Genomic DNA, 19,476 nt, shown 5'->3' with positions numbered 1-19,476 from the left:
GTGGAGCTTCATGCACCCCTGCTCTTTCTACGGCGCCGCACCACCGCGGTTATTTGATCGGCAACTCGATCCAGATCGCGGTTCACCGTCGCTGCAGAGAACCTCAGCACCAACCAGCCGTCCAGCACCAGCGTGTTCTGCCGTACGCGGTCGTTGTCGAATGCCCGCGGATCTATGTGGAACTGGCGCCCATCGATTTCGACGATCACCCGCGCCGGCCGACAGGCCAAGTCGACGATGTATCGGCCCAACGCCGTGTTGATCTCCATCCGAATACCGCGTGCCAACACAGCCCGCGCCACCAGGCGCTCTGGCTCCGACCAGGTTCCCGGACAACATTTCTCGAGCTGCCGACGAACCTCTCGCATGCCCGTCATTCCTTTGGCGGACTCACAGTGGTCGGTGACATCTCTCCACGACACACGTGAGGAGATGCACCGGTCGAAGAACTGTTCCAAAGGCAGACCCTGCATCGCGGCGGCCACATCGACGAAGCACTGCACCGCCGATACGACCTGGAATCCTCGGTGCTCTTCGGGCGACACCGAGCGTCGGTGTACTTTCAGCCAGCCCGGCCCGTTGATCCGCGAGTCCCTTGACAGAGTCACATGAACGACTGTGGGCTCGGTGTCGAGTAGATCCCACAACCACGCGGCACTGAGGTGGCTCAACACTGCATCTTCGCGCCATAGAGTCGTCGCCAGACACAGGTCGTAGTACGACGGTTCCGGGTCCGAATAGATGCCAGGCAGCAACCGGATCATGCTGCCGCTACGCATCCGTCGGGTGATACCGGATCGACCGATACCCGATTCTTCGAGCTGCATGCGTGTGTACACCCCCATGCCAAAGAACGGTGCACCGTTTTCGACACTGGCGGGGGCTCGAAACGAGATCTGTGGATAACAGCCCTGCCTGTGGATGGGGCTAGAGCATCAACGGTTCGACAATGGCCGAACGCATGTCGTCCGGGGTCACCGAAGCCAACGCGTCGAGATAGGCGACGGCGAAAGTGCCTGGGCCGCAGGCGTTTTCTGCTGCCAGTTCCGATGCGACCGCCACGTGTGCGTGTGCCGACGTCATTCCGATCAACGGTGTCGGTGACACGCTGAGGTACGCGGCCACGAGCGCTGCGAGCGAACATCCAGTAGCGGTGACCTTGGTCAGAAGTGGGCTACCTCCACCGACCTTCACACCAACGGGCCCGGCGTCGCTTCGTCCGACGATGTAGTCGACCGGACCGGACGCCGACACCACCAGCGCGAACTCGAGCAGCGCCACTGCTGCTGGAACCGCGGCCTCGGAATCGGAAGCACTGTCGACTCCGCGCGCGAAGTTGCCGAGCCCCGCAAGTGCGATGATCTCCGACGCGTTCCCGCGAATTGCGGTGGGTTCGAGCGTCAAGAGTCCGGCGGCGAGTTCGGTCCGCCACGGTAGTCCGCCGACGCCCACCGGATCTAGGACCCACGGCGTGCCTGCGGCCCGGGCAGCCTCCGCTGCCAGCGTGAAGGCGGCAGCGGTTCCATCGTCGGGGGTGCCCAAGTTGACGAGAACTCCGGAAGCTACCGAGGCGAATCCCGCAGCCTCGTGGACGTTGTCGATGTGCGCGTTGCTGGCCCCGGCGGCGAGCAGAACATTGGTGACGAAGTTGGCGGACACCACGTTGGTCAGTGATTGCACCAGCGGAGTCGACGAGCGGAGTGCATCGAGGGCATTCGCTACGTCGGTCACAGTGGGGCAGGTCGTCGATTCCGGCATTCGTAGAGTCTTTCACTGGGTGCTTTTCACCGCGGGCTAGCCTCGAAGTGTGCGCACAGAGTCGAACAGATCCAAGATCGAGCCGTTTCACGTGATGGACGTTTTCAAGGCCGCTGCCCTGCGAGCGCGCACGCACGGCGACGTACTCTCCCTGGCCGCCGGGCAACCGTCGACGTCGGCGCCAGCTCCGGTACTTCGGGCGGCACGGGAGACCCTCGACACGCATATACTCGGGTACACCGAGACACTCGGCATCCTGCCGCTGCGCGAAGCCATCGCCCGGCATCACGCGCACGAGGCAGGCGTCCCGGTACATGCCGACGACGTCGTAGTGACGACTGGCTCGTCGGGGGCGTTCACGCTGCTGTTTCTGGCGGCCTTCGACGCCGGCGACACCGTGGTCATGGCTCGGCCCGGGTACCCGGCCTACCGCAATACTCTCGCTGCGCTCGGGTGTCGGGTCGTGGAATTGGACTGCGGGATCGAGTCCAGATTTCAGCCGACGGTCGCGATGCTCGACGCGCTGCCGGAACCGCCCGCAGGGTTGATCATCGCCAGTCCCGCCAATCCGACGGGCACCATCATCGACGCCGACGAACTCGCCGCGATCGCACGCTGGTGTGACGAGCACGAAACGTTGCTGATCTCCGACGAGATCTATCACGGCATCTCCTACGGTGATGCTCGGACGTCGAGTGCCTGGGAGACGTCGAGGGAATCGGTAGTGATCGGCTCGGTGTCCAAGTACTTTTCGATGACGGGCTGGCGGCTGGGCTGGATGCTGTTGCCGCGGACCTTGCACCGGGCGGTGGAGCGACTGGCATCGAACATGACCGTCTGCCCGCCCGCGATCTCACAGGTAGCGGCCATTGCCGCGTTCACCGAGGAATCACGCACCGAACTCGACGCTCACGTGCGCCGCTACGCCGTCAACCGCACGATCCTGCTCGACGGTTTGGCTGCCGGCGGGATCACCGATCTCGCGCCTGCGGACGGGGCGTTCTACGCGTACGCCGACATCGGGCACCTGACCCAGGACTCACGGGCGTGGTGCGAGAACGTGCTCGCGACGACGGGTGTGGCACTTGCCCCCGGCGTCGACTTCGACACCGTGGCGGGGCACCACACCGTTCGATTCTCGTTCGCAGGTACCACCGAGCACATGCGGGAGGCATTGGCGCGCCTGGCGCCGGCCTTACGCGCGCAGAGCCTGTAGACGTGAGAGGGCGTCGCTGATATCGGCGTCGGACACGTCGCGATGCGTCACGAATCGGACTTTGCCGGCAACGGTGACGGCGCCGATGCCCTTCTCGGCGAGCTCGGAGACGCTTGCGACGGGGTCGGCCGACGCCGCGAGCACGATGTTCGTATCAGGGTCCATCACATCCCAACCCCGCTCCCGTAGCCCCTCTGCCAGCAGTCGAGCGTTGTCGTGGTCGGCGGCGAGCGAGTCGAGATTGTCCAGCGCCACCAGCCCTGCCGCTGCGAGAATTCCGCCTTGACGAACGCCCCCGCCGAGCATCTTGCGGACGCGTCGAGCCTCGGTGATGCGGGCCGAATCGGATACGAGCATCGACCCGACGGGTGCGCCGAGGCCCTTGCTCAGGCACACCTGGACGGTGTCGGCGCCGACGGTCAATTCGCGGGGGTGCACACCCTGCGCGACGGCCGCATTCCACACGCGCGCCCCGTCGAGATGCACGAGCAGGCCTGCGCTACGAGCCGCGGCCAGCAGTGCATTCCATTCCTCCGGTCCGAACACTGCACCGCCGGCGAAGTTATGAGAGTTCTCCAGACACAGCAGTGTGGTGTTCAGGGTGAAGTACGGCCCAGGTCCGCCTGCCGACGCCGTCACGGTCGCAGGGCTCGGACGCCCGGGGCCGCCGTCGTGTGGCAGCGCCGACGGCATTCCCTGCGCCAACCACGCTGCCGTCCCCAACTCGGACCCGAGAACATGAGAATGCTCCGGCGCCAGAAACGCATCACCACGTCGCAAGTGCAGCATCAGCGCGATGATATTGCCCATCGAACCGCTCGGGACCCACAGTGCGGCCTCGTACCCGAGCATCGACGCGACGCGTTCTTCCAACCGCGCCATCGTCGGGTCGTGGTCGAGGACATCGTCACCGACCTCGGCGTCGGCCATCGCAGCCCGCATGGCCGCATCCGGACGAGTCACCGTATCGGAGCGAAGGTCGATAGTTCTGTGTTGCATGAAGTTCACGATTCCACACGATCGAATGGCCCGTTTGCCCCAGCGGAGAAGCCCATGCCTGGCACGATGGCTTTCAAATGCCAGAAGCACCTGCAGGGCCAACAATCAAGGTGTCGGGCGCAACCCCGAAAGGGGAGCGTCGACGACACGCATTGGCGTCTGCCGCCGCTGAACTCCTGGTAGAGGGCGGATTCGACGCGGTGCGCCACCGCGCAGTCGCAACCCGCGCAGACCTTCCGCTCGCATCGACGACGTACTACTTCCACTCGCTGGCCGACCTCATAGCCTGCGCCGTGGAAATACTGGGCAACCGCGAACTCTCGGTGATGAGGGGACGGATCGACGAACTCGGAAATCTCGACCAAGACGTCGAATCGACAGTCGACCTGATCGTGGACCTGCTCATCGGGCCGGAAGACGACGCGATCGAAGGGCGCGAACGGCTCATCGCACGCTACGAAAGATTCATCGCCTCGGCGCGCCATCCCGAACTGCGGGAAGTGCAGCTGCGGCTGCGCGCCCAGATCGACGACCTGCTCACCGACGTCCTGCGACGCTCCGGACGCATCGTCGACGAACTGCAACTACGACGGCTCGTGGCCGTCGTCGACGGCGTCGTGGTCGGCGCTCTCGGCGAAGTCGACCCGGAACCCCGAACGATGGCACGAAGCATGTTGCTGAGAGTCATCGACGTCGTGGCCCCCGCACAATGAACGCACGTCCACCTGACTGAACTACCTGGTCGTTCCGCAGGCTCCACTCCTGACCTACCTGGTCGTTCCGCAGGCTCCACTCCTGCGTAAACTTGCCTCTCGTGACTATTCCGAATGTCCTGGCCACCCGTTATGCGAGCAAAGAACTGGTGAACCTGTGGTCTCCGGAGCATAAGATCGTCCTCGAGCGCCAGCTGTGGTTGGCCGTTCTCAAAGCGCAGGCCACGCTCGGTGTCGATGTGCCCACTGCCGCGATCAACGACTACGAGAACGTGATCGGCACCGTCGACCTCGCGTCGATCGCTGCCCGTGAGCGTGTCACCCGCCACGACGTCAAGGCCCGTATCGAGGAGTTCAACGCACTCGCGGGCCACGAGCACATCCACAAAGGTTTGACTTCTCGTGACCTGACCGAGAACGTCGAGCAGCTGCAGATTCTTCGCTCGATGGAACACGTCCACAGTCACGGCGTGGCGGTTGCTGCCCGGCTCGCCGAACGCGCCGCGGAATACTCCTCCCTCGTGATGGCAGGGCGTAGTCACAATGTTGCCGCACAGGCAACGACCCTCGGCAAACGCTTCGCGTCGGCGGCGGACGAACTGTTGATCGGCCTCGCTCGAATGCAGGAGCTGATCGCGCGTTACCCCCTTCGCGGTATCAAGGGCCCGATGGGCACTTCGCAGGACATGCTGGATCTGTTCGGGGGAGACGCCTCGAAGTTGACCGCACTCGAGCGCATCGTCGCCGACCACCTCGGGTTCCGGCACGTGCTCACCAGCGTCGGTCAGGTCTACCCTCGCTCGCTCGACCACGACGTCGTGTCCGCGCTCGTTCAGATCGGAGCCGCACCTTCCTCGTTCGCGCATACGGTTCGGCTGATGGCAGGCCACGAGCTCGTGACCGAGGGCTTCCAGCCCGGTCAGGTCGGCTCTTCGGCGATGCCCCACAAGATGAACACGCGTTCGTGTGAACGCGTCAACGGCCTGCAGGTGGTGTTGCGCGGTTACGGATCGATGGCGGCAGAACTCGCAGGCGCTCAGTGGAACGAGGGCGACGTCTTCTGTTCGGTCGTCCGCCGCGTCGCGCTACCGGATGCGTTCTTCGCGATAGACGGCATGATCGAGACCTTCCTGACGGTGCTCGACGAGTTCGGTGCGTATCCGGCCGTCATCGCCAAGGAACTCACGCGCTACCTGCCGTTCCTCGCCACGACGAAGGTCCTCATGGCTTCGGTTCGCGCCGGGGTCGGTCGCGAAACGGCACACGAGGCCATCAAGGAACACGCTGTCGCTGTCGCACTCGCGATGCGGGAGCAGGGGCAGGATCCGGATCTGCTGGATCGCCTCGCCGCCGATGACCGCATCCCGCTCGATCGCCCTGCTCTCGACGCCGCTCTTGCCGACAAGTCGGCGTTCATCGGCTCGGCGGAATCGCAGGTCGCGGCCGTCGTCTCGGACGTCGAGACGCTGATCGCGCAGTTCCCGGAGGCTGCGAAGTACTCCCCGTCACCGATTCTCTAGTAGCTCCGGCAGATCGGCCACCGAACCGATGATGTGATTCGGCTGCATGCCGAACTCGTTCTTGGCTCGGCGGTCGAGGGTGTCCTGGCGGAACTTTCCGGTGCGGACCAGGACACCGGTCATGCCGACGACCTGGGCTGCGAGTACGTCGTTGTCGATGTCGTCACCGACCATGACGACGTCGACCGGGTCGGCGCCCATTCTTTCTGCCGCGGTCTGAAAGCCAAGTGGCGCAGGCTTTCCGATGGCCTGTGCAGTATGCCCGGATGCTTTCTCCATGCCGACGAGATACATTCCGGTGTCGATGCGAAGTCCGGCACCTGTGGTCCACATGAGACTTCGGTGCATTGCGACGACAGGGATGCCCCGGCACATCCAGTCGTAGACCCGGCTCAGGCGCTCATGGGTGAATTCGGGTCCGGCTCCGCCGACGACGACGACGTCGGGATCGTTCGTCGACGACTCGTCGACGAACTCGATTCCCGGCATGTCGACCGCGATATCGCCGTTGTTGACGAGTACCACGGAAGCGTCCGGGTAGGTTTCGCGCAGGTGGTCCGCGGTGAGGCTTGCAGCGGTGACGATGTCGTCCGCATGGACCGGCAGACCTACTCCCGACAACGACTCCGCGATCTGTGTGCGAGTTTTCGAGGTGGTGTTCGTCAGAAAGGCTCGGGCGATGTCCTTGCGGTCGAGATAGTCGAGAGTCTCGCGGGCACCCGGGATCGGCTTCCACGAGGTGACGAGCACCCCGTCGATGTCGAACAGAACTCCGCCCAAGATACTCATGGTCAGACTTTAGTCGCAGCACCGTTCTGGTGCAGTTCTAGACTGTCTCTTTGTGAACCCTTATACGATCTTTGCCGAAATCATTGCAGGGAACGCGGAATCGTCTCGCGTCTACGAGGACGACGTGGTCATCGCGTTCATGGACATCCGGCCGGTCACGCGTGGGCACGTTCTGGTGGTCCCGAAGAAGCAGGCTCGCTCGTTGGCGGAGTTGGAGCCGGACACCGGCGGTCATCTGTTCGTCGTCGGGCAGAAGATCGCGGCGGCGCTACGAGCGAGCGACCCTCGGTGCGCGGGGGTGAACCTTTTTCTTGCGGACGGTGAAATCGCGGGCCAGGAAATCTTCCATGTCCATCTTCATGTCATTCCGCGTACCTCGGGTGACGGGTTCGGTCTTCGTGCCCGACCGACTTCTCCAGAACGCGCCGAGCTCGACACCCAGGCTGCACATATCGCGAACGCTCTGGGGTAACTGATCCATGCCTGCGGCAACGAAGACCGATGAGGCCGACAGGCTCGAACAATCCGGTGGGCTCGCCGAGACGAACTCGCGCCGCGCTCTCGGCCTTCTCGTTCTGCTCGGCGTTCTTGCCGCGATCTGTCTGCTCAGCATCGCGGTCGGCACCAAGTACATTCCGCCGAGCGAGGTCTGGGATGCTGTGTTCCACTTCGACGAGTCGAGCAACCACGTCATCATCCGCGAGATTCGCGTTCCGCGGACCGTGCTGGGGTTGATCGTCGGTGTCGCTCTCGGTGTCAGCGGCGCGCTCATTCAGGCTATGACGCGTAACCCGTTGGCGGACCCGGGCATCCTCGGAGTCAACGCCGGTGCGGCCTTCTTCGTCGCACTCGCGGTCGGCATGCTCGGATTCACCGGGATCTGGTCCTACATCTGGTTCGCGTTCCTCGGCGCCATCCTCGCGACGGTAGCGGTGTATGCACTCGGGTCCATGTCACGAGCCGGCGCGACTCCGATCAGGCTCACGCTGTCCGGAATTGCGTTGTCCGCGGTGCTCGGGGGTATCACCTCCGGCATGCTGCTGCTCGATCCCGATGCGTTCGACAAGATGCGCTTGTGGGGCGCTGGTTCGCTGGCAGGCCGCGGACTCGACATTTCGTTTGCTATCTTGCCGTTCGTCATCGTCGGTTCGGTGCTCGCACTCGTCATTGCGCGACCCCTCAACGCACTTGCGCTCGGTGACGACCTCGCTCGGTCGCTGGGTGCGAAGGTGAACAGCACCCGGGTGATCGGCGTCGTTGCAGTCACTCTTCTGGCCGGTGCTGCGACGGCGGCCGCAGGTCCGATCGGCTTCGTCGGCTTGATGATTCCGCACATGGTTCGGTGGTTCGTCGGACCCGATCAGCGGTGGATCCTGCTGTACACAGTGGCGGCGGCGCCGTGCCTGCTGCTGCTGTCCGACATCGTCGGGCGCCTGGTCATCAGGCCTGGCGAACTGCAGGTCGGGATCGTGACCGCATTCGTCGGAGCGCCGGTGCTCATCTTTCTAGTGCGCCGCAAGAAAGTCAGTGGGCTGTGACGACCGAGACCGAGGTCGACTTCGGTCGCCGAGTCCGCATCCTTCGCGTTGCCGGCGACAAGCTCAGCGGGCGGGTAGACATCCGCACCGTGGTGGTCTGCGGCATTCTGGCGCTCGTATCGCTCGCCGTCGCGGTCCTCGCGCTCGGCACCGGTGACTACTACATCCCGCCGGGCGAAGTACTGGCCGCGGTGTTTTCCGATGCCGGGCGGTTCACCGAACTGATCGTCATGCAGTGGCGATTCCCGCGGGTGGCCCTGGCTTTGCTTCTCGGTGGCGCGCTGGGTGTGTCGGGTGCGATATTCCAATCGCTGACACGAAATCCGTTGGGAAGCCCTGACATCATCGGCTTCGACACCGGCTCGTACACCGGTGCGCTGATCGTGATCCTCGCGCTGGGAGGCGGCTACTATCCGACCGGTGTGGGCGCCTTCGTCGGTGGGATCTCTACCGCCGCAGTGGTGTACGTCCTCGCTTTCAAACGTGGGGTGCAAGGATTTCGGCTGATCATCGTCGGAATTGCGATCAGCGCGATCCTGGCGTCGGTCAACACGTGGTTGATCGTCAAAGCCGATCTCTCCGATGCCCTGGCCGCAGCGGTGTGGGGCGCGGGGACTCTCAACGGTCTCAGCTGGGGGCAGGTATTTCCGGTGGTGATCGTGTTGATCGTTCTCACACCGCTGCTGGCCATCTTCGCGGGGCGCCTACGGATGCTCGAGATGGGCGACGACGCCGCGAAAGCGCTCGGTATCCGGGCGGAGCCGACGCGGCTGATTCTCATCGTTCTCGGGGTGGCGCTGACCGCGCTCGTCACGGCAGTGGCCGGTCCGATCTCGTTCATCTCACTCGCTGCGCCGCAGCTGGCACGACGGTTGACCAAGACCGCGGGTGTCGCGCTGATTCCGTCGGCGGTGATGGGTGCATTGCTACTGCTCGTCAGTGACTATGCCGCGCAGCGCATATTCGCGCCGACGCAGTTGCCGGTCGGTGTCGTGACAGTGTCCATCGGTGGCGCATATTTCGTGTGGTTGTTGGCTCGGGAAGGTAGAAAACAGTGACCGGAAAGAAGCCGCGCTTGCATGCGGACGAAGTCACGATCGGATACGACAAGCGCATCGTCAGTGAGGGGCTGACCGTGGAGATTCCGGACGGTAAGTTCACCGTTATCGTCGGTCCCAATGCGAGTGGCAAATCGACGCTGCTGCGAGCACTGTCGCGGTTGTTGAAACCGACGGTCGGGACAGTACTTCTGGACGGCAAGGCGATCTCCTCGTATCCGGCCAAGGAAGTTGCCCGACGCCTCGGGCTGCTACCGCAGACGTCCATCGCGCCGGATGGTATCTCGGTTGCGGATCTCGTTGCACGCGGCCGTTATCCGCATCAGAGGCTGATCAGGCAGTGGTCGCGGGATGACGAAGCTGCTGTCGTGTTCGCGATGAACGCGACCGGGGTGAGCGACCTCTCTGGGCGGCTGGTCGACGAGTTGTCCGGGGGGCAGCGTCAGCGAGTCTGGGTGGCAATGGTTCTCGCCCAGCAAACCCCGTTGATGTTGCTCGACGAACCGACGACGTTCCTCGACATCGCGCATCAGATAGACCTTCTCGATCTGTGCGCGCAACTCAATCGAGATCAGGGCACCACGATGGTCGCTGTGCTGCACGATCTCAATCACGCGTGCCGCTATGCCGATCACATCATCGCGATGAAGGACGGCGCGGTGGTCACTCGCGGTAATCCTGCGGAGGTCATCACCGCAGAGCTGGTGGAGGCGGTCTTCGGGTTGCCGTGTCGCATCATCGAAGATCCGGAGTCGCTCACGCCATTGGTCATTCCGCTCGCGCGCTCACGACCGTCGTGATGGATGCCGGTCATGCTCGCAGCGTGGCGCCGCCGTCGACGTAGAGCGACTGCATGGTGATGTGGCGGGCTCGATCCGACAGCAGGAACTCGACAGCGTCGGCGATGTCCTCTGGAGAGGCTATGCGGCCCAGCGGGATTCCGTTCTTGTAGGTCGCGAGATCACCGTCGATGACGGGCCGTGCATAGGACATGTCGGTCGGGTCCGCCCACATCGAGCGTTGCATGTCGGTATCGGTCGAACCGGGAGCGACGATGTTCGCGCGAATTCCGTACGGGGCCAATTCCAAGCCGAGTACGCGGGTCAGCATGGTGGACGCTGCTTTCGAGGAACCGTAGGCGCCCATCGACATGCGCGGTACACCCGCAGCGTTGGATCCGACTACGACGATGGAACCGGCCCGTCGCTCACGCATCGATCGGCCGACGGCTCGGACGACGTTGAGCAGCCCGAACACGTTGACCTCGAACATGGCCCGCCAGTCTTCGACATCGGAGTCCAAGATGGATCCGGTGTCGAGAATGCCTGCAACATGGGCGAGTGCGGTGATCGGCCCGGCGGACTCTTCGATCGCAGTGACCGCCGCGAGGACGGCGTCGGCGTCGCGCACGTCTACTACATGGGTGGTGGCCACCCCGGCGATCTGCGACGCCGTCTGCGTCATACCGTCTGCGTCGATATCGATCAGTGCCAGGTCGTGGCCTGCCTGCGCGAGCGATATCGCGACAGCGCGGCCGATTCCGTTGCCCGCTCCGACCACGACCGCGACAGTCACAGTGCCACCCCGAGAGCGCCGAGGAGAGTTCCGAACTTGGTTACCGTCTCTCGCAATTCGGTGTCCGGGTCCGATTCGGCGACGATTCCTCCACCTGCATAGGCCGTCAAACGTTTTCGATCGCTGCTGATCTCGGCGCAACGGATGGCCACCATCCATTCGCCGTCCCCGTCCGCAGTGCACCACCCGACGGTGCCTGCGTAGAAGCCACGCTCACCCTCGAGTTCCTCGATCGTGCGGTACGCGAGGTCGGTGGGTGTCCCACACACAGCGGGTGTGGGATGCAGTGCGCGTGCGAGATCGAGTGCAGTAGTGGATGGATCACGAAGTTCGCCGCGTATCGGAGTGCCCAGGTGCCAGAGTTGAGGGGTGTGCGCCAGGGTCGGCTCCGGCGGTATGTCCAGCTCGCTGCAGAAGGGGGCGAGCGAGTCCCTGATTGCATCGACGACGAAGGCGTGTTCGCGTCGGTCCTTGTTCGACTCGGTCAGACTGCGCCCGTTCTCGCGATCGCGCGCCGCGTCCGGGTGGCGAGGGGCAGATCCAGCCAGTGGGTGACACGTGACCACCGTCCCCCGACGGCGAACAAGGACCTCCGGGCTCGATCCGACGAGGGTTCTGCCTACGTAGGGGCCGCCGGCGGCGCTCAGGTCGACGCAATATCCGTTGCGGTCGGGTGTCCCCGCTATCAGGGCCGCCAGAACAGTGGTCGGATCGACTGTGCCGTCTGCGATCAGGGTCAGCGTACGTGCCAGGACCACCTTCTGCAGGGGCGTCGAAGGCTCTCGGAGGACGTCGAGTGCGGTTCGGACTCGGTCGGTGTGCTCGCTGTCATCGAGAGGGGAGGCGAGGACGAACGTTGGCAGAGAGGAGTATTCGGACTTCGGACTCCACGGCTGCTGCGTCACGGTGAACACTTCCGGTGCGTACAGCGCGCAGTGTGCCTGCTTCGAAAAGGGGAGCGCGCCGACGATCGCCGGGACTTCTCCCGAGCGCAGCGCAGCTTCGGCCGCGGCAACGCTGTCGTACTGGGCGCGCAGTCCCTGAGCTGAGGCCGAGCTGTGTGGGCGTGAGAGAACGAACCGTCCGGTGGTGGTGTGGACGGCGGTGCGAGAGCCCATTCGCGTACCTCTTTTTCTTGTCGCTTGGATCCGTCGACTCGCGGACCGGTTGGGTATGCGTAGCCTAAACTTATCTGCCGACAATAGGTTAGGCTACGTTCACTCCGACCCGATAAAGGATGACTGGAACCACATGGCGAACACCCTTCCCGACGTAGTAGACATCCTCGGAGTCGGCTATGGACCGTCCAACTTGGGACTTGCGATAGCGCTGGAGGAACGTAACGCGCGGGTGCCCGCAGGTGACCGCCTCACCTCGATGTTCGTGGAGAGACAACCCGGTTTCACCTGGCATCCCGGCATGCTGCTGCCCGGCGCGACCATGCAGATCTCGTTTCTGAAGGATCTGGCGACGCAGCGCAACACCGGTAGTGAGTACACGTTTCTCGAATACCTCTCGCAGCGTGGTCGTTTGACCCATTTCATCAACCTGCAGACGTTCTTTCCCTCCCGACTGGAGTTCCACGACTACCTGACCTGGGCGGCGGACAAAGTAGCCGCCGACGTGCTGTACGGCTCGTCGGCCACCGGAGTTGCATGGACGGGTGAGCATTTCGAGGTCACCGTCGACACATCCGAAGGGGAGAGCCGCACGCTGCGTTCGCGCGACGTCGTCCTTGCAGGCGGGCTCACCCCGAAACTCCCCGCGGGCGTCGTGACGGGGGAACGCGTTTTCCACAATCACCGGGTACTCGATCATCTCGAGGGATTGCCAGCGATACGTCATCAGCGATTCGTCGTGGTCGGTGCAGGCCAGAGCGCCGCCGAGGTGCTCGCGCACCTCCACGAGCGGTACCCCGGCGCGGAGGTCCACGCGGTGTTCGGCAAGTACGGGTACAGCCCCGCCGACGACAGTCCCTACGCCAACCGCGTTTTCGATCCGGAAGCCGTCGACGACTTCTATACTTCCTCCCCGCAGCTTCGCGAACAATTGATCGCCTACCACCGCAGCACCAACTACTCCGCCGTCGATCTGCCGTTGATCGAGGAACTTTACGAGCGTGAGTACGGGGAACGAGTATCCGGCGATCGCAGGCTGTTCGTGCACGGTGCATCCGAAGTGTCGACGCCACGCGAGACCGGGGCCGGGGTAGAGGTATCGGTGCATCATCGACCGACGGGCCGCAAGAACACATTGCTTTGTGACGCAGTGATTTTCGCGACCGGCTTTCAACCGCTGGATCTGCGTGCCATCCTGGGGCCGCTTGCGCAAGACTGCAGATTCGCCGCGGACGGAACTCCCGAGGTCCATCGCGACTATCGACTGCGCACCGCGGAGAACGTCACCGGCGGGATCTACCTCCAGGGCGGAACAGAGCACTCGCACGGGCTGACCTCTTCGTTGCTGTCGAACATCGCGGTGCGATCCGGAGAACTCGTGGACTCACTCGCTTCCAGAGCCATGCTCGACGCCGTGCTGACGCGATGAAACTGCCGATCCTCTTCGACGCGCCTGCCACACCGCTTCCGACCACCGACATCTCGATCACGTCATCGACGGCGCCACGTCAGCTGACGCTACGAATCATGTTCGCGGCGAAGAAGTACACGATCCCGGCAGGGGTGCTGATGATCGTCCATCAGCTCTGCGCTGCACTGGTACCCGTCATCATGGGACTGGCGATCGACCGCGCGATCAGCGCGCGTGACCCTCGGCAGATGGTCCTGTGGATCGCGGTACTGGCGCTCGACTATGCCTTCGTGTCGTTCACCTTCCGATTCGGTGGACGCATCGGATTCCTCGGCATGAATTCCATTGCGCATCAGGTGCGTACGAAGATCACCGACCGTATCCTCGACGCACGCGGCATGGCCGGACCTGCACGTCAACCCGGAATGTTGCTGAGTATCGCCACCTCCGACGCGCGTGCCCTGGCAACGTCGGTCGCAATCGTCATCTACCCCCTCGGCGAGTTCGCAGCCGTCCTCTTAGCGGCAGCGATTCTGCTGTATATTTCCTGGCCGCTGGGGTTGGCCATCCTCGTCGCGACGCCGCTGATGCTGTGGCTGATGGACAGGGCCGGGTCACCACTGCGCCGCAGAAGTGTTCAGCAGCAACAGGTCGCCGGTGAGGCTGCCGGGACTGCCTCCGACCTGGTCGGAGGATTCCGGATCATCAAGGGGATCGGTGCAGAGCACGCCGCAGGTCGGCGTTACCAGGCGGCCAGCGAGCGTGCCCTGCAGGGAACGTTGAAGGCGAACGTCGCTCGGGCCGGCTACCTCGGTTCGATGGAGACAGTGTCCGGGTTGTTCATCGCAGGCGTTGCAGTCACGGCAGGTCTGATGGCGGTCGGTGGTGCGATGACAGTCGGTCAGCTCATCACCGTGGTCGCAGTGACGCAGTTCGTCCTGGGCCCGCTGCAGGCCTTCGCATCCAATTTCGGCACCATCTGGGCTGGGGCTCTTGCCTCGGCGGAACGAGTAGCGAGCGTTCTCGATGCCGAGTACGCGAGCAAGCATCCGGCCAACCGCGGGGTTGCAGCCGGTTTCGAGGTGAACTTCGTCGGTACCGAATGCGGCGGTGCACGCGCGGTGAATTGGCGAGTGCCGGAGGGAGAGTTCGTTGCCGTGCAGGCCGACCCGGTCACCACGGCCGCGCTTGCTGCGGTACTCGGCGGACTCGCCCGACCCGAAGCAGGTTCGGTCGCCGTCGGCGGAATCGACGTCGACGAGCTGCAGCGATCAGAGCGCAGGAAGACCCTGCTGGTTGCTCCGCACCACAGCGACCTGTTCGAGGGGACGGTCCTCGACAACATCGAGGCCGCAGGTCTGGTCACCGACGAAGCAGTGACACGGGCAGTGTTCGCTGCCGCCTGCGACGACGTCGCCTTGGCCCTACCCGACGGACTCGACACCGACGTCGGCGAGGCAGGTCGGCTGTTGTCCGGTGGCCAGCGTCAACGTGTCTGCCTTGCACGGGCGTTGGCTGCAGATCCGGCAGTGCTGGTTCTTCTCGATCCGACGACCGCGGTCGATTCGGTCACCGAAGCGGTGGTGGCAGAACGCATCGTTCGGGAGCGAAGCGGTCGCACCACCATCGTGTTCACCTCGGCGCCTGCTCTGTTGGCTGCGGCCTCGCGGGTGTTGACGGTCGAGACCGTGTCCACCGGCCCCTCGAAAGTGTTGGAGTACAAGTGAAGCTACCGATAGCGGACGCGCGCGCCGTCCGCGCCGAGGTGCGGCGTTCGCTGGCCGGACAGGGTGGACCTCTGGTCGCCGTCGTGGCAACCATGGTCATCGGTGCCGCTCTTGGGCTCGTTGCGCCGTGGGCTCTCGGACGAATGGTCGACGTCGTCATCGACGAGGGCGCCTCCGATCGAATCTGGATGCTCGGCATCGTGATGGTGTGTGCAGCATTGGGATTTGCCGGCTTCACCGCCCTCGGGGTCGTATTGTCTTCGCGGTTGTTCGAAACGGCACTTGCTCGATTGCGTGAGCGGATGTTCGCCACCAGTCTGTCGCTACCGATCGAACGGGTCGAACGAGCCGGAAGCGGAGATCTCCTTTCCCGCGCTACCGACGACGTCGACGAGGTCTCGTCGGCAATCGAGAACGTCGTTCCCGCCCTGTCGACTTCGCTGTTCACGGTGATCCTGACCGCCGTCGGTTTGACGGCGTTGGATTGGCGATTCCTCGGTGCGCTGGTGCTGGTAGTCCCGATCTATGTCCTGGCAGTGCGGTGGTATCTGCGACATGCGCCGGGGATCTACGCCGCCGAGCGGGCCGCGATGGGCTTGCGTGCACAACAGGTACTCGGGTCCATCCGCGGGCTCAGGACGGTGCACGAATTCGATCTGGCACCGAAACTGTCGAGCCGCATCGGGTTTCACTCGTGGGAGGTCGTCCGCTGGACGATGCGAGCGCGCATCGTCCAGAACCGGTTCTACGGACGGCTCAACACGGCTCAGTTCGTCGCGATGGCAGCCCTGCTGGTCATCGGATACTTTCTCGTCGGCGCCGATGCGTTGACGGTCGGCGCGACGACGACGGCAATGCTGCTCTTCCTTCGATTGTTCGATCCGATCGATGCACTCCTGCTCGTCATCGACGAATTGCAATCGGCCCTTGCATCGCTGGCTCGCATCGTCGGGGTCATCGACCTCGGTGATGCAGTTCTCGCGTCGCGAGAAGAGTCGATCGCGTTGCCGGCCACCGGGGTACTCGAGGCCAGGCACATGAGCTTCGGTTACTCGGCGTCGTCCCCGGTGTTGGACGAAGTCGACATCAGCATCGCGATCGGCGAGACCGTAGCGCTCGTGGGTTCGTCCGGGGCAGGTAAGAGCACTCTTGCGGCTTTGCTGGCCGGGGTGTTCTCACCCGATAGCGGGCGGGTGAGCTTCGGCTCGGTCTCCTTGCTCGATGCACCCGAAGTGCAACGAGCGCAACGGATCGTGCTCGTCTCGCAAGAGGTACACGTCTTCACCGGGACGCTGCGCGAAGATCTGGCGCTGGCGGATCCGAACGCTGACGACGCGGCGATGGAGTCGGCGCTCGGAAAGGTTCTCGCAGGTGACTGGTTCGACCTGCTACCCGACGGCCTCGATACCCGAGTGGGAGACGGCGGGCATCGGTTGACACCGATGCAGGCTCAACAGCTCGCCCTCGCACGAGTGGTGCTTCTCGATCCTCCGGTCGTCATTCTCGACGAAGCGACCGCGGATGCAGGTAGTGCCGGCGCGTCGCTGTTGGAACGATCTGCAGAGGCCGCGATCGAGGGCCGCAGTGCGCTGATCGTCGCGCACCGCTTGAGCCAGGCCCGTCGCGCAAACCGAATCATGTTGATGGACAAAGGGAAGATCGTCGAGACGGGGACACACGAGTATCTGCTCCAGCGGGCAGGCCGGTATGCGGAACTGTGGGCGGCCTGGAGCCGTCACCGCTGACCGGAGAAACGAAACCGAGCGAGAGGAACCAAAAATGGCGATACCGCGAATTGCGAGCTACACGATGCCCACCCGCGAGGAGATTCCAGCCAACGCGGTCGACTGGGAGCTCGACCCGAGCAGGGCAGCACTCCTCGTCCACGACATGCAGAACTACTTCATCGACGCGTACCGTGACGCCCCCGAATTGATCACCTCGGTGACCGAGAACATCGCCGCAATTCGGACGTTGGCCACGGAGCTGGATATCCCCGTGGTGTTCACGATGCAACCAGGTGACCAACACCCCTCCCGTCGGGGGATTCTGGCGGACTTCTGGGGCCCGGGTCTGGGGTCCGGTCGCGATACCGAGGTCATCGAGGCACTGCGACCGCAGCGCGGTGACATCGAGGTCACCAAGTGGCGGTACTCGGCGTTTCAGCGGACCGATCTGCGTGAACTGCTCGGTCATCATGGGCGAGATCAACTCATCATCACCGGCGTCTACGCGCACATGGGGTGCATGCTCAGCGCGGCCGAGGCCTTCATGTCCGATGTGTGCCCGTTCCTCGTCCTCGACGCGACCGCGGACTTCTCCCGCGACGAGCACCTCATGGCAGCGACCTATGCGGCCAAACGATGCGGTGCGGTCGTCACCACCGACGCGGTCACCGAATCACTTCGCCACGCGCCCGCTGCCTCTGCGGCTGCGGCTGGGGCTGGGGCGAGAAGTTGACCGTCGAGCCGCTGCTGCTCGACGGCGTCGTCGGCTATCCGGACGATCTCGCTGCCGAGTACCGCAGCAAGGGGTACTGGATCGATCGGACTCACTCGGACCTGTTGTCGCTCAGTGTCGCAGCACATTCCACTCGCGTTGCGGTGGTCGATGATTCGCGCAGCCTGACGTACACGGAGTTGGGGCACCGCGTGGCAGTGGTCGCGGCCGAACTCGATGCACGTGGGATTGGTCGCGGCGACCGAGTGATCGTGCACATGCCGAATGCGACAGAGTACGTCGAGGTGGTCTTCGCGCTCTTCGAACTGGGCGCACTGCCGGTGTTCGCGCTGGCCGCCCATCGTGCCGGGGACATCGCTCAGTTCTGTGCTGCGACGACCGCGGCCGGATACGTCTGCGTCGATCGTTTCGGCATGACCGACTTCGGTGCCATCGCGGCAGAGATCGGTGCGGCCTTCCCCGATCTGATCACGGTGGTGGTGCCCCACGGTGACGCCGAGTGGGCCGGCGGCTCACCGCTGCCGCGGCAGAATCGTTCCCTCGCATCCGATATCGCGTTTCTTCAGCTGTCCGGTGGCACGACCGGAACCCCCAAACTCATTCCCCGCACACACGAGGACTACCTGTACTCCGTTCGCGAGAGTGCCCGAATCTGTCATCTTCGACCATCCTCGGTGATGCTTGCGGCGCTGCCTGTTTCACACAATTTCACGATGAGTTCGCCCGGTCTGCTGGGAATCCTGGCGGTCGGCGGATGTGTGGTCATGGCGCCCGATCCCAGCCCGGACACCTGCTTCGCTCTCGTAGAGCGTTATTCGGTGACACATGTGGCCCTTGTGCCACCGCTGCTTGTCGCCTGGCTGAACTCGTCGTTGCTCGGTGGTAGCGATATTTCGTCCTTGATCGGCCTGTGGGTCGGCGGCGCCACACTGTCGGACGAGGTCGCCCGCAGAGTCACCCCCGAACTCGGCTGCGCGTTGACGCAGGTTTTCGGTATGGCCGAAGGACTGGTCAACTACACCCGACTGGGCGACGACGAGGAGACAGTGTGCACCACGGTCGGTCGCCCCATTTCGCCCGATGACGAAGTACGCGTCGTCGACGACGAGGGTCGCGCCGTGGCCGACGGTGAACCGGGCAACCTGTACACGCGCGGGCCCTACACGATTCGGGGCTATTACCGGGCGCCCGAACACAACAGCACCTCGTTCACCGCGGACGGCTTCTACCGCACCGGCGACATCGTGACCCGCGACAGTCGGGGATACCTGCGAGTGGTCGGGCGAACCAAGGATCAGATCAACCGCGGCGGCGAGAAGGTCGCTCCGGCGATGGTGGAGAACCATCTGCTGGCCCACGAAGAAATTCACGACGTCTCGGTGATGGGATTCCCCGATGATGTTCTGGGAGAGAAGATCTGTGCCTACGTCATCCGCCGCAACCCCGAATCGGACTCACCGACCGCAAGTCTGCTCCGGAAGTTCCTCCGCACCGAGCGCAAAGTCGCGGCGTACACCGTGCCGGACCGCTTCGAGTTCGTGACCGAACTTCCGAAGACCTCTGTCGGCAAAATCGACAAGAAAAGACAGTGAAG

The 19,476-nt window shown here is 63.9% G+C and carries 18 protein-coding genes; 12 read left to right on the top strand and 6 right to left on the bottom strand.

Annotated features, from left to right (window positions below; all coding sequences use genetic code 11):
* Nucleotides 1–8 precede the first annotated feature (8 nt).
* On the bottom strand, nucleotides 9–845 hold the full coding sequence (locus ABIB36_RS01765; protein WP_084347039.1) for a DUF559 domain-containing protein: 837 nt from the start codon (nucleotides 843–845) through the stop codon (nucleotides 9–11).
* Nucleotides 846–927: 82 nt separating this feature from the next.
* On the bottom strand, nucleotides 928–1,758 hold the full coding sequence (gene thiM / locus ABIB36_RS01760) for a hydroxyethylthiazole kinase (RefSeq protein WP_084347040.1): 831 nt from the start codon (nucleotides 1,756–1,758) through the stop codon (nucleotides 928–930).
* 94 nt (nucleotides 1,759–1,852) lie between these two features.
* Here thiM and ABIB36_RS01755 point away from each other — a divergent pair, with 94 nt between their 5' ends.
* A complete protein-coding gene (locus ABIB36_RS01755) occupies nucleotides 1,853–2,974 on the top strand; it encodes a pyridoxal phosphate-dependent aminotransferase (RefSeq protein WP_354559288.1) in 1,122 nt (373 codons plus the stop codon).
* Here ABIB36_RS01755 and ABIB36_RS01750 read toward each other — a convergent pair.
* Nucleotides 2,954–3,973 (bottom strand): threonine aldolase family protein, encoded by a 1,020-nt coding sequence (locus ABIB36_RS01750; RefSeq protein ID WP_354558969.1) that lies wholly within the window; start codon nucleotides 3,971–3,973, stop codon nucleotides 2,954–2,956. The two genes, ABIB36_RS01755 and ABIB36_RS01750, sit on opposite strands and share 21 nt — an antisense overlap.
* Before the next feature lie 77 nt (nucleotides 3,974–4,050).
* Here ABIB36_RS01750 and ABIB36_RS01745 point away from each other — a divergent pair, with 77 nt between their 5' ends.
* Together ABIB36_RS01745 and purB are read left to right on the top strand one after the other, a co-directional pair.
* A complete protein-coding gene (locus ABIB36_RS01745; protein ID WP_354558968.1) occupies nucleotides 4,051–4,686 on the top strand; it encodes a TetR/AcrR family transcriptional regulator in 636 nt (211 codons plus the stop codon).
* A gap of 101 nt (nucleotides 4,687–4,787) precedes the next feature.
* Nucleotides 4,788–6,206 carry an adenylosuccinate lyase gene (purB, locus tag ABIB36_RS01740; protein ID WP_373270537.1) on the top strand — a complete coding sequence of 473 codons (1,419 nt, stop codon included), beginning with the start codon at nucleotides 4,788–4,790 and terminating at the stop codon, nucleotides 6,204–6,206.
* Here the strand turns inward: purB and ABIB36_RS01735 are convergent.
* Nucleotides 6,192–6,995 (bottom strand): HAD-IIA family hydrolase, encoded by an 804-nt coding sequence (locus ABIB36_RS01735; RefSeq protein WP_084347044.1) that lies wholly within the window; start codon nucleotides 6,993–6,995, stop codon nucleotides 6,192–6,194. The genes purB and ABIB36_RS01735 overlap by 15 nt on opposite strands.
* A gap of 52 nt (nucleotides 6,996–7,047) precedes the next feature.
* On the opposite strand from ABIB36_RS01735, the gene ABIB36_RS01730 reads away from it, so the two are divergent.
* Genes ABIB36_RS01730 through ABIB36_RS01715 form a run of 4 tightly spaced genes read left to right on the top strand, consistent with a single transcriptional unit; the run spans nucleotide 7,048 to nucleotide 10,391 of the window.
* Nucleotides 7,048–7,467 carry an HIT family protein gene (locus ABIB36_RS01730; protein WP_084347045.1) on the top strand — a complete coding sequence of 140 codons (420 nt, stop codon included), beginning with the start codon at nucleotides 7,048–7,050 and terminating at the stop codon, nucleotides 7,465–7,467.
* A gap of 7 nt (nucleotides 7,468–7,474) precedes the next feature.
* On the top strand, nucleotides 7,475–8,533 hold the full coding sequence (locus ABIB36_RS01725) for a FecCD family ABC transporter permease (RefSeq protein ID WP_084347046.1): 1,059 nt from the start codon (nucleotides 7,475–7,477) through the stop codon (nucleotides 8,531–8,533).
* A complete protein-coding gene (locus ABIB36_RS01720) occupies nucleotides 8,530–9,591 on the top strand; it encodes a FecCD family ABC transporter permease (RefSeq protein ID WP_084347047.1) in 1,062 nt (353 codons plus the stop codon). The genes ABIB36_RS01725 and ABIB36_RS01720 overlap by 4 nt, the downstream gene beginning before the upstream one ends.
* Nucleotides 9,588–10,391, top strand: a complete 804-nt coding sequence (locus ABIB36_RS01715; protein ID WP_084347048.1) for an ABC transporter ATP-binding protein — start codon at nucleotides 9,588–9,590, stop codon at nucleotides 10,389–10,391. Before ABIB36_RS01720 ends, ABIB36_RS01715 begins: the two co-directional genes overlap by 4 nt.
* A 10-nt stretch (nucleotides 10,392–10,401) precedes the next feature.
* On the opposite strand, the gene ABIB36_RS01710 is transcribed toward ABIB36_RS01715, so the two are convergent.
* Both ABIB36_RS01710 and ABIB36_RS01705 read right to left on the bottom strand, forming a co-directional pair.
* Nucleotides 10,402–11,166 (bottom strand): 2,3-dihydro-2,3-dihydroxybenzoate dehydrogenase, encoded by a 765-nt coding sequence (locus ABIB36_RS01710; RefSeq protein ID WP_084347049.1) that lies wholly within the window; start codon nucleotides 11,164–11,166, stop codon nucleotides 10,402–10,404.
* The gene (locus ABIB36_RS01705; protein ID WP_084347050.1) at nucleotides 11,163–12,284 is read right to left on the bottom strand and encodes an isochorismate synthase; all 1,122 of its coding nucleotides are present in this window, start codon (nucleotides 12,282–12,284) and stop codon (nucleotides 11,163–11,165) included. Before ABIB36_RS01705 ends, ABIB36_RS01710 begins: the two co-directional genes overlap by 4 nt.
* A 133-nt stretch (nucleotides 12,285–12,417) precedes the next feature.
* Between ABIB36_RS01705 and ABIB36_RS01700 the strand changes: the two genes are divergently transcribed.
* From ABIB36_RS01700 to ABIB36_RS01680, 5 genes are read left to right on the top strand one after another with little or no spacing between them, the layout of a single operon-like run.
* Nucleotides 12,418–13,713, top strand: a complete 1,296-nt coding sequence (locus ABIB36_RS01700) for a lysine N(6)-hydroxylase/L-ornithine N(5)-oxygenase family protein (protein WP_354558967.1) — start codon at nucleotides 12,418–12,420, stop codon at nucleotides 13,711–13,713.
* Nucleotides 13,710–15,422, top strand: a complete 1,713-nt coding sequence (locus tag ABIB36_RS01695) for an ABC transporter ATP-binding protein (protein WP_354558966.1) — start codon at nucleotides 13,710–13,712, stop codon at nucleotides 15,420–15,422. The genes ABIB36_RS01700 and ABIB36_RS01695 overlap by 4 nt, the downstream gene beginning before the upstream one ends.
* Nucleotides 15,419–17,167 carry an ABC transporter ATP-binding protein gene (locus ABIB36_RS01690; RefSeq protein WP_084347053.1) on the top strand — a complete coding sequence of 583 codons (1,749 nt, stop codon included), beginning with the start codon at nucleotides 15,419–15,421 and terminating at the stop codon, nucleotides 17,165–17,167. The genes ABIB36_RS01695 and ABIB36_RS01690 overlap by 4 nt, the downstream gene beginning before the upstream one ends.
* Nucleotides 17,168–17,201: 34 nt before the next feature.
* Nucleotides 17,202–17,882: an isochorismatase family protein gene (locus tag ABIB36_RS01685; protein WP_084347054.1), complete on the top strand. Its 681-nt coding sequence runs from the start codon at nucleotides 17,202–17,204 to the stop codon at nucleotides 17,880–17,882.
* Complete coding sequence (locus ABIB36_RS01680; RefSeq protein ID WP_256895631.1) at nucleotides 17,879–19,474, top strand: (2,3-dihydroxybenzoyl)adenylate synthase; 1,596 nt, start codon at nucleotides 17,879–17,881, stop codon at nucleotides 19,472–19,474. Before ABIB36_RS01685 ends, ABIB36_RS01680 begins: the two co-directional genes overlap by 4 nt.
* The last annotated feature ends 2 nt before the right edge of the window (nucleotides 19,475–19,476 follow it).

The organism is Rhodococcus sp. UYP9 (assembly GCF_040547235.1).
Lineage (GTDB): Bacteria > Actinomycetota > Actinomycetes > Mycobacteriales > Mycobacteriaceae > Rhodococcoides.
This window is presented reverse-complemented; position numbering and strand designations above follow the sequence as displayed.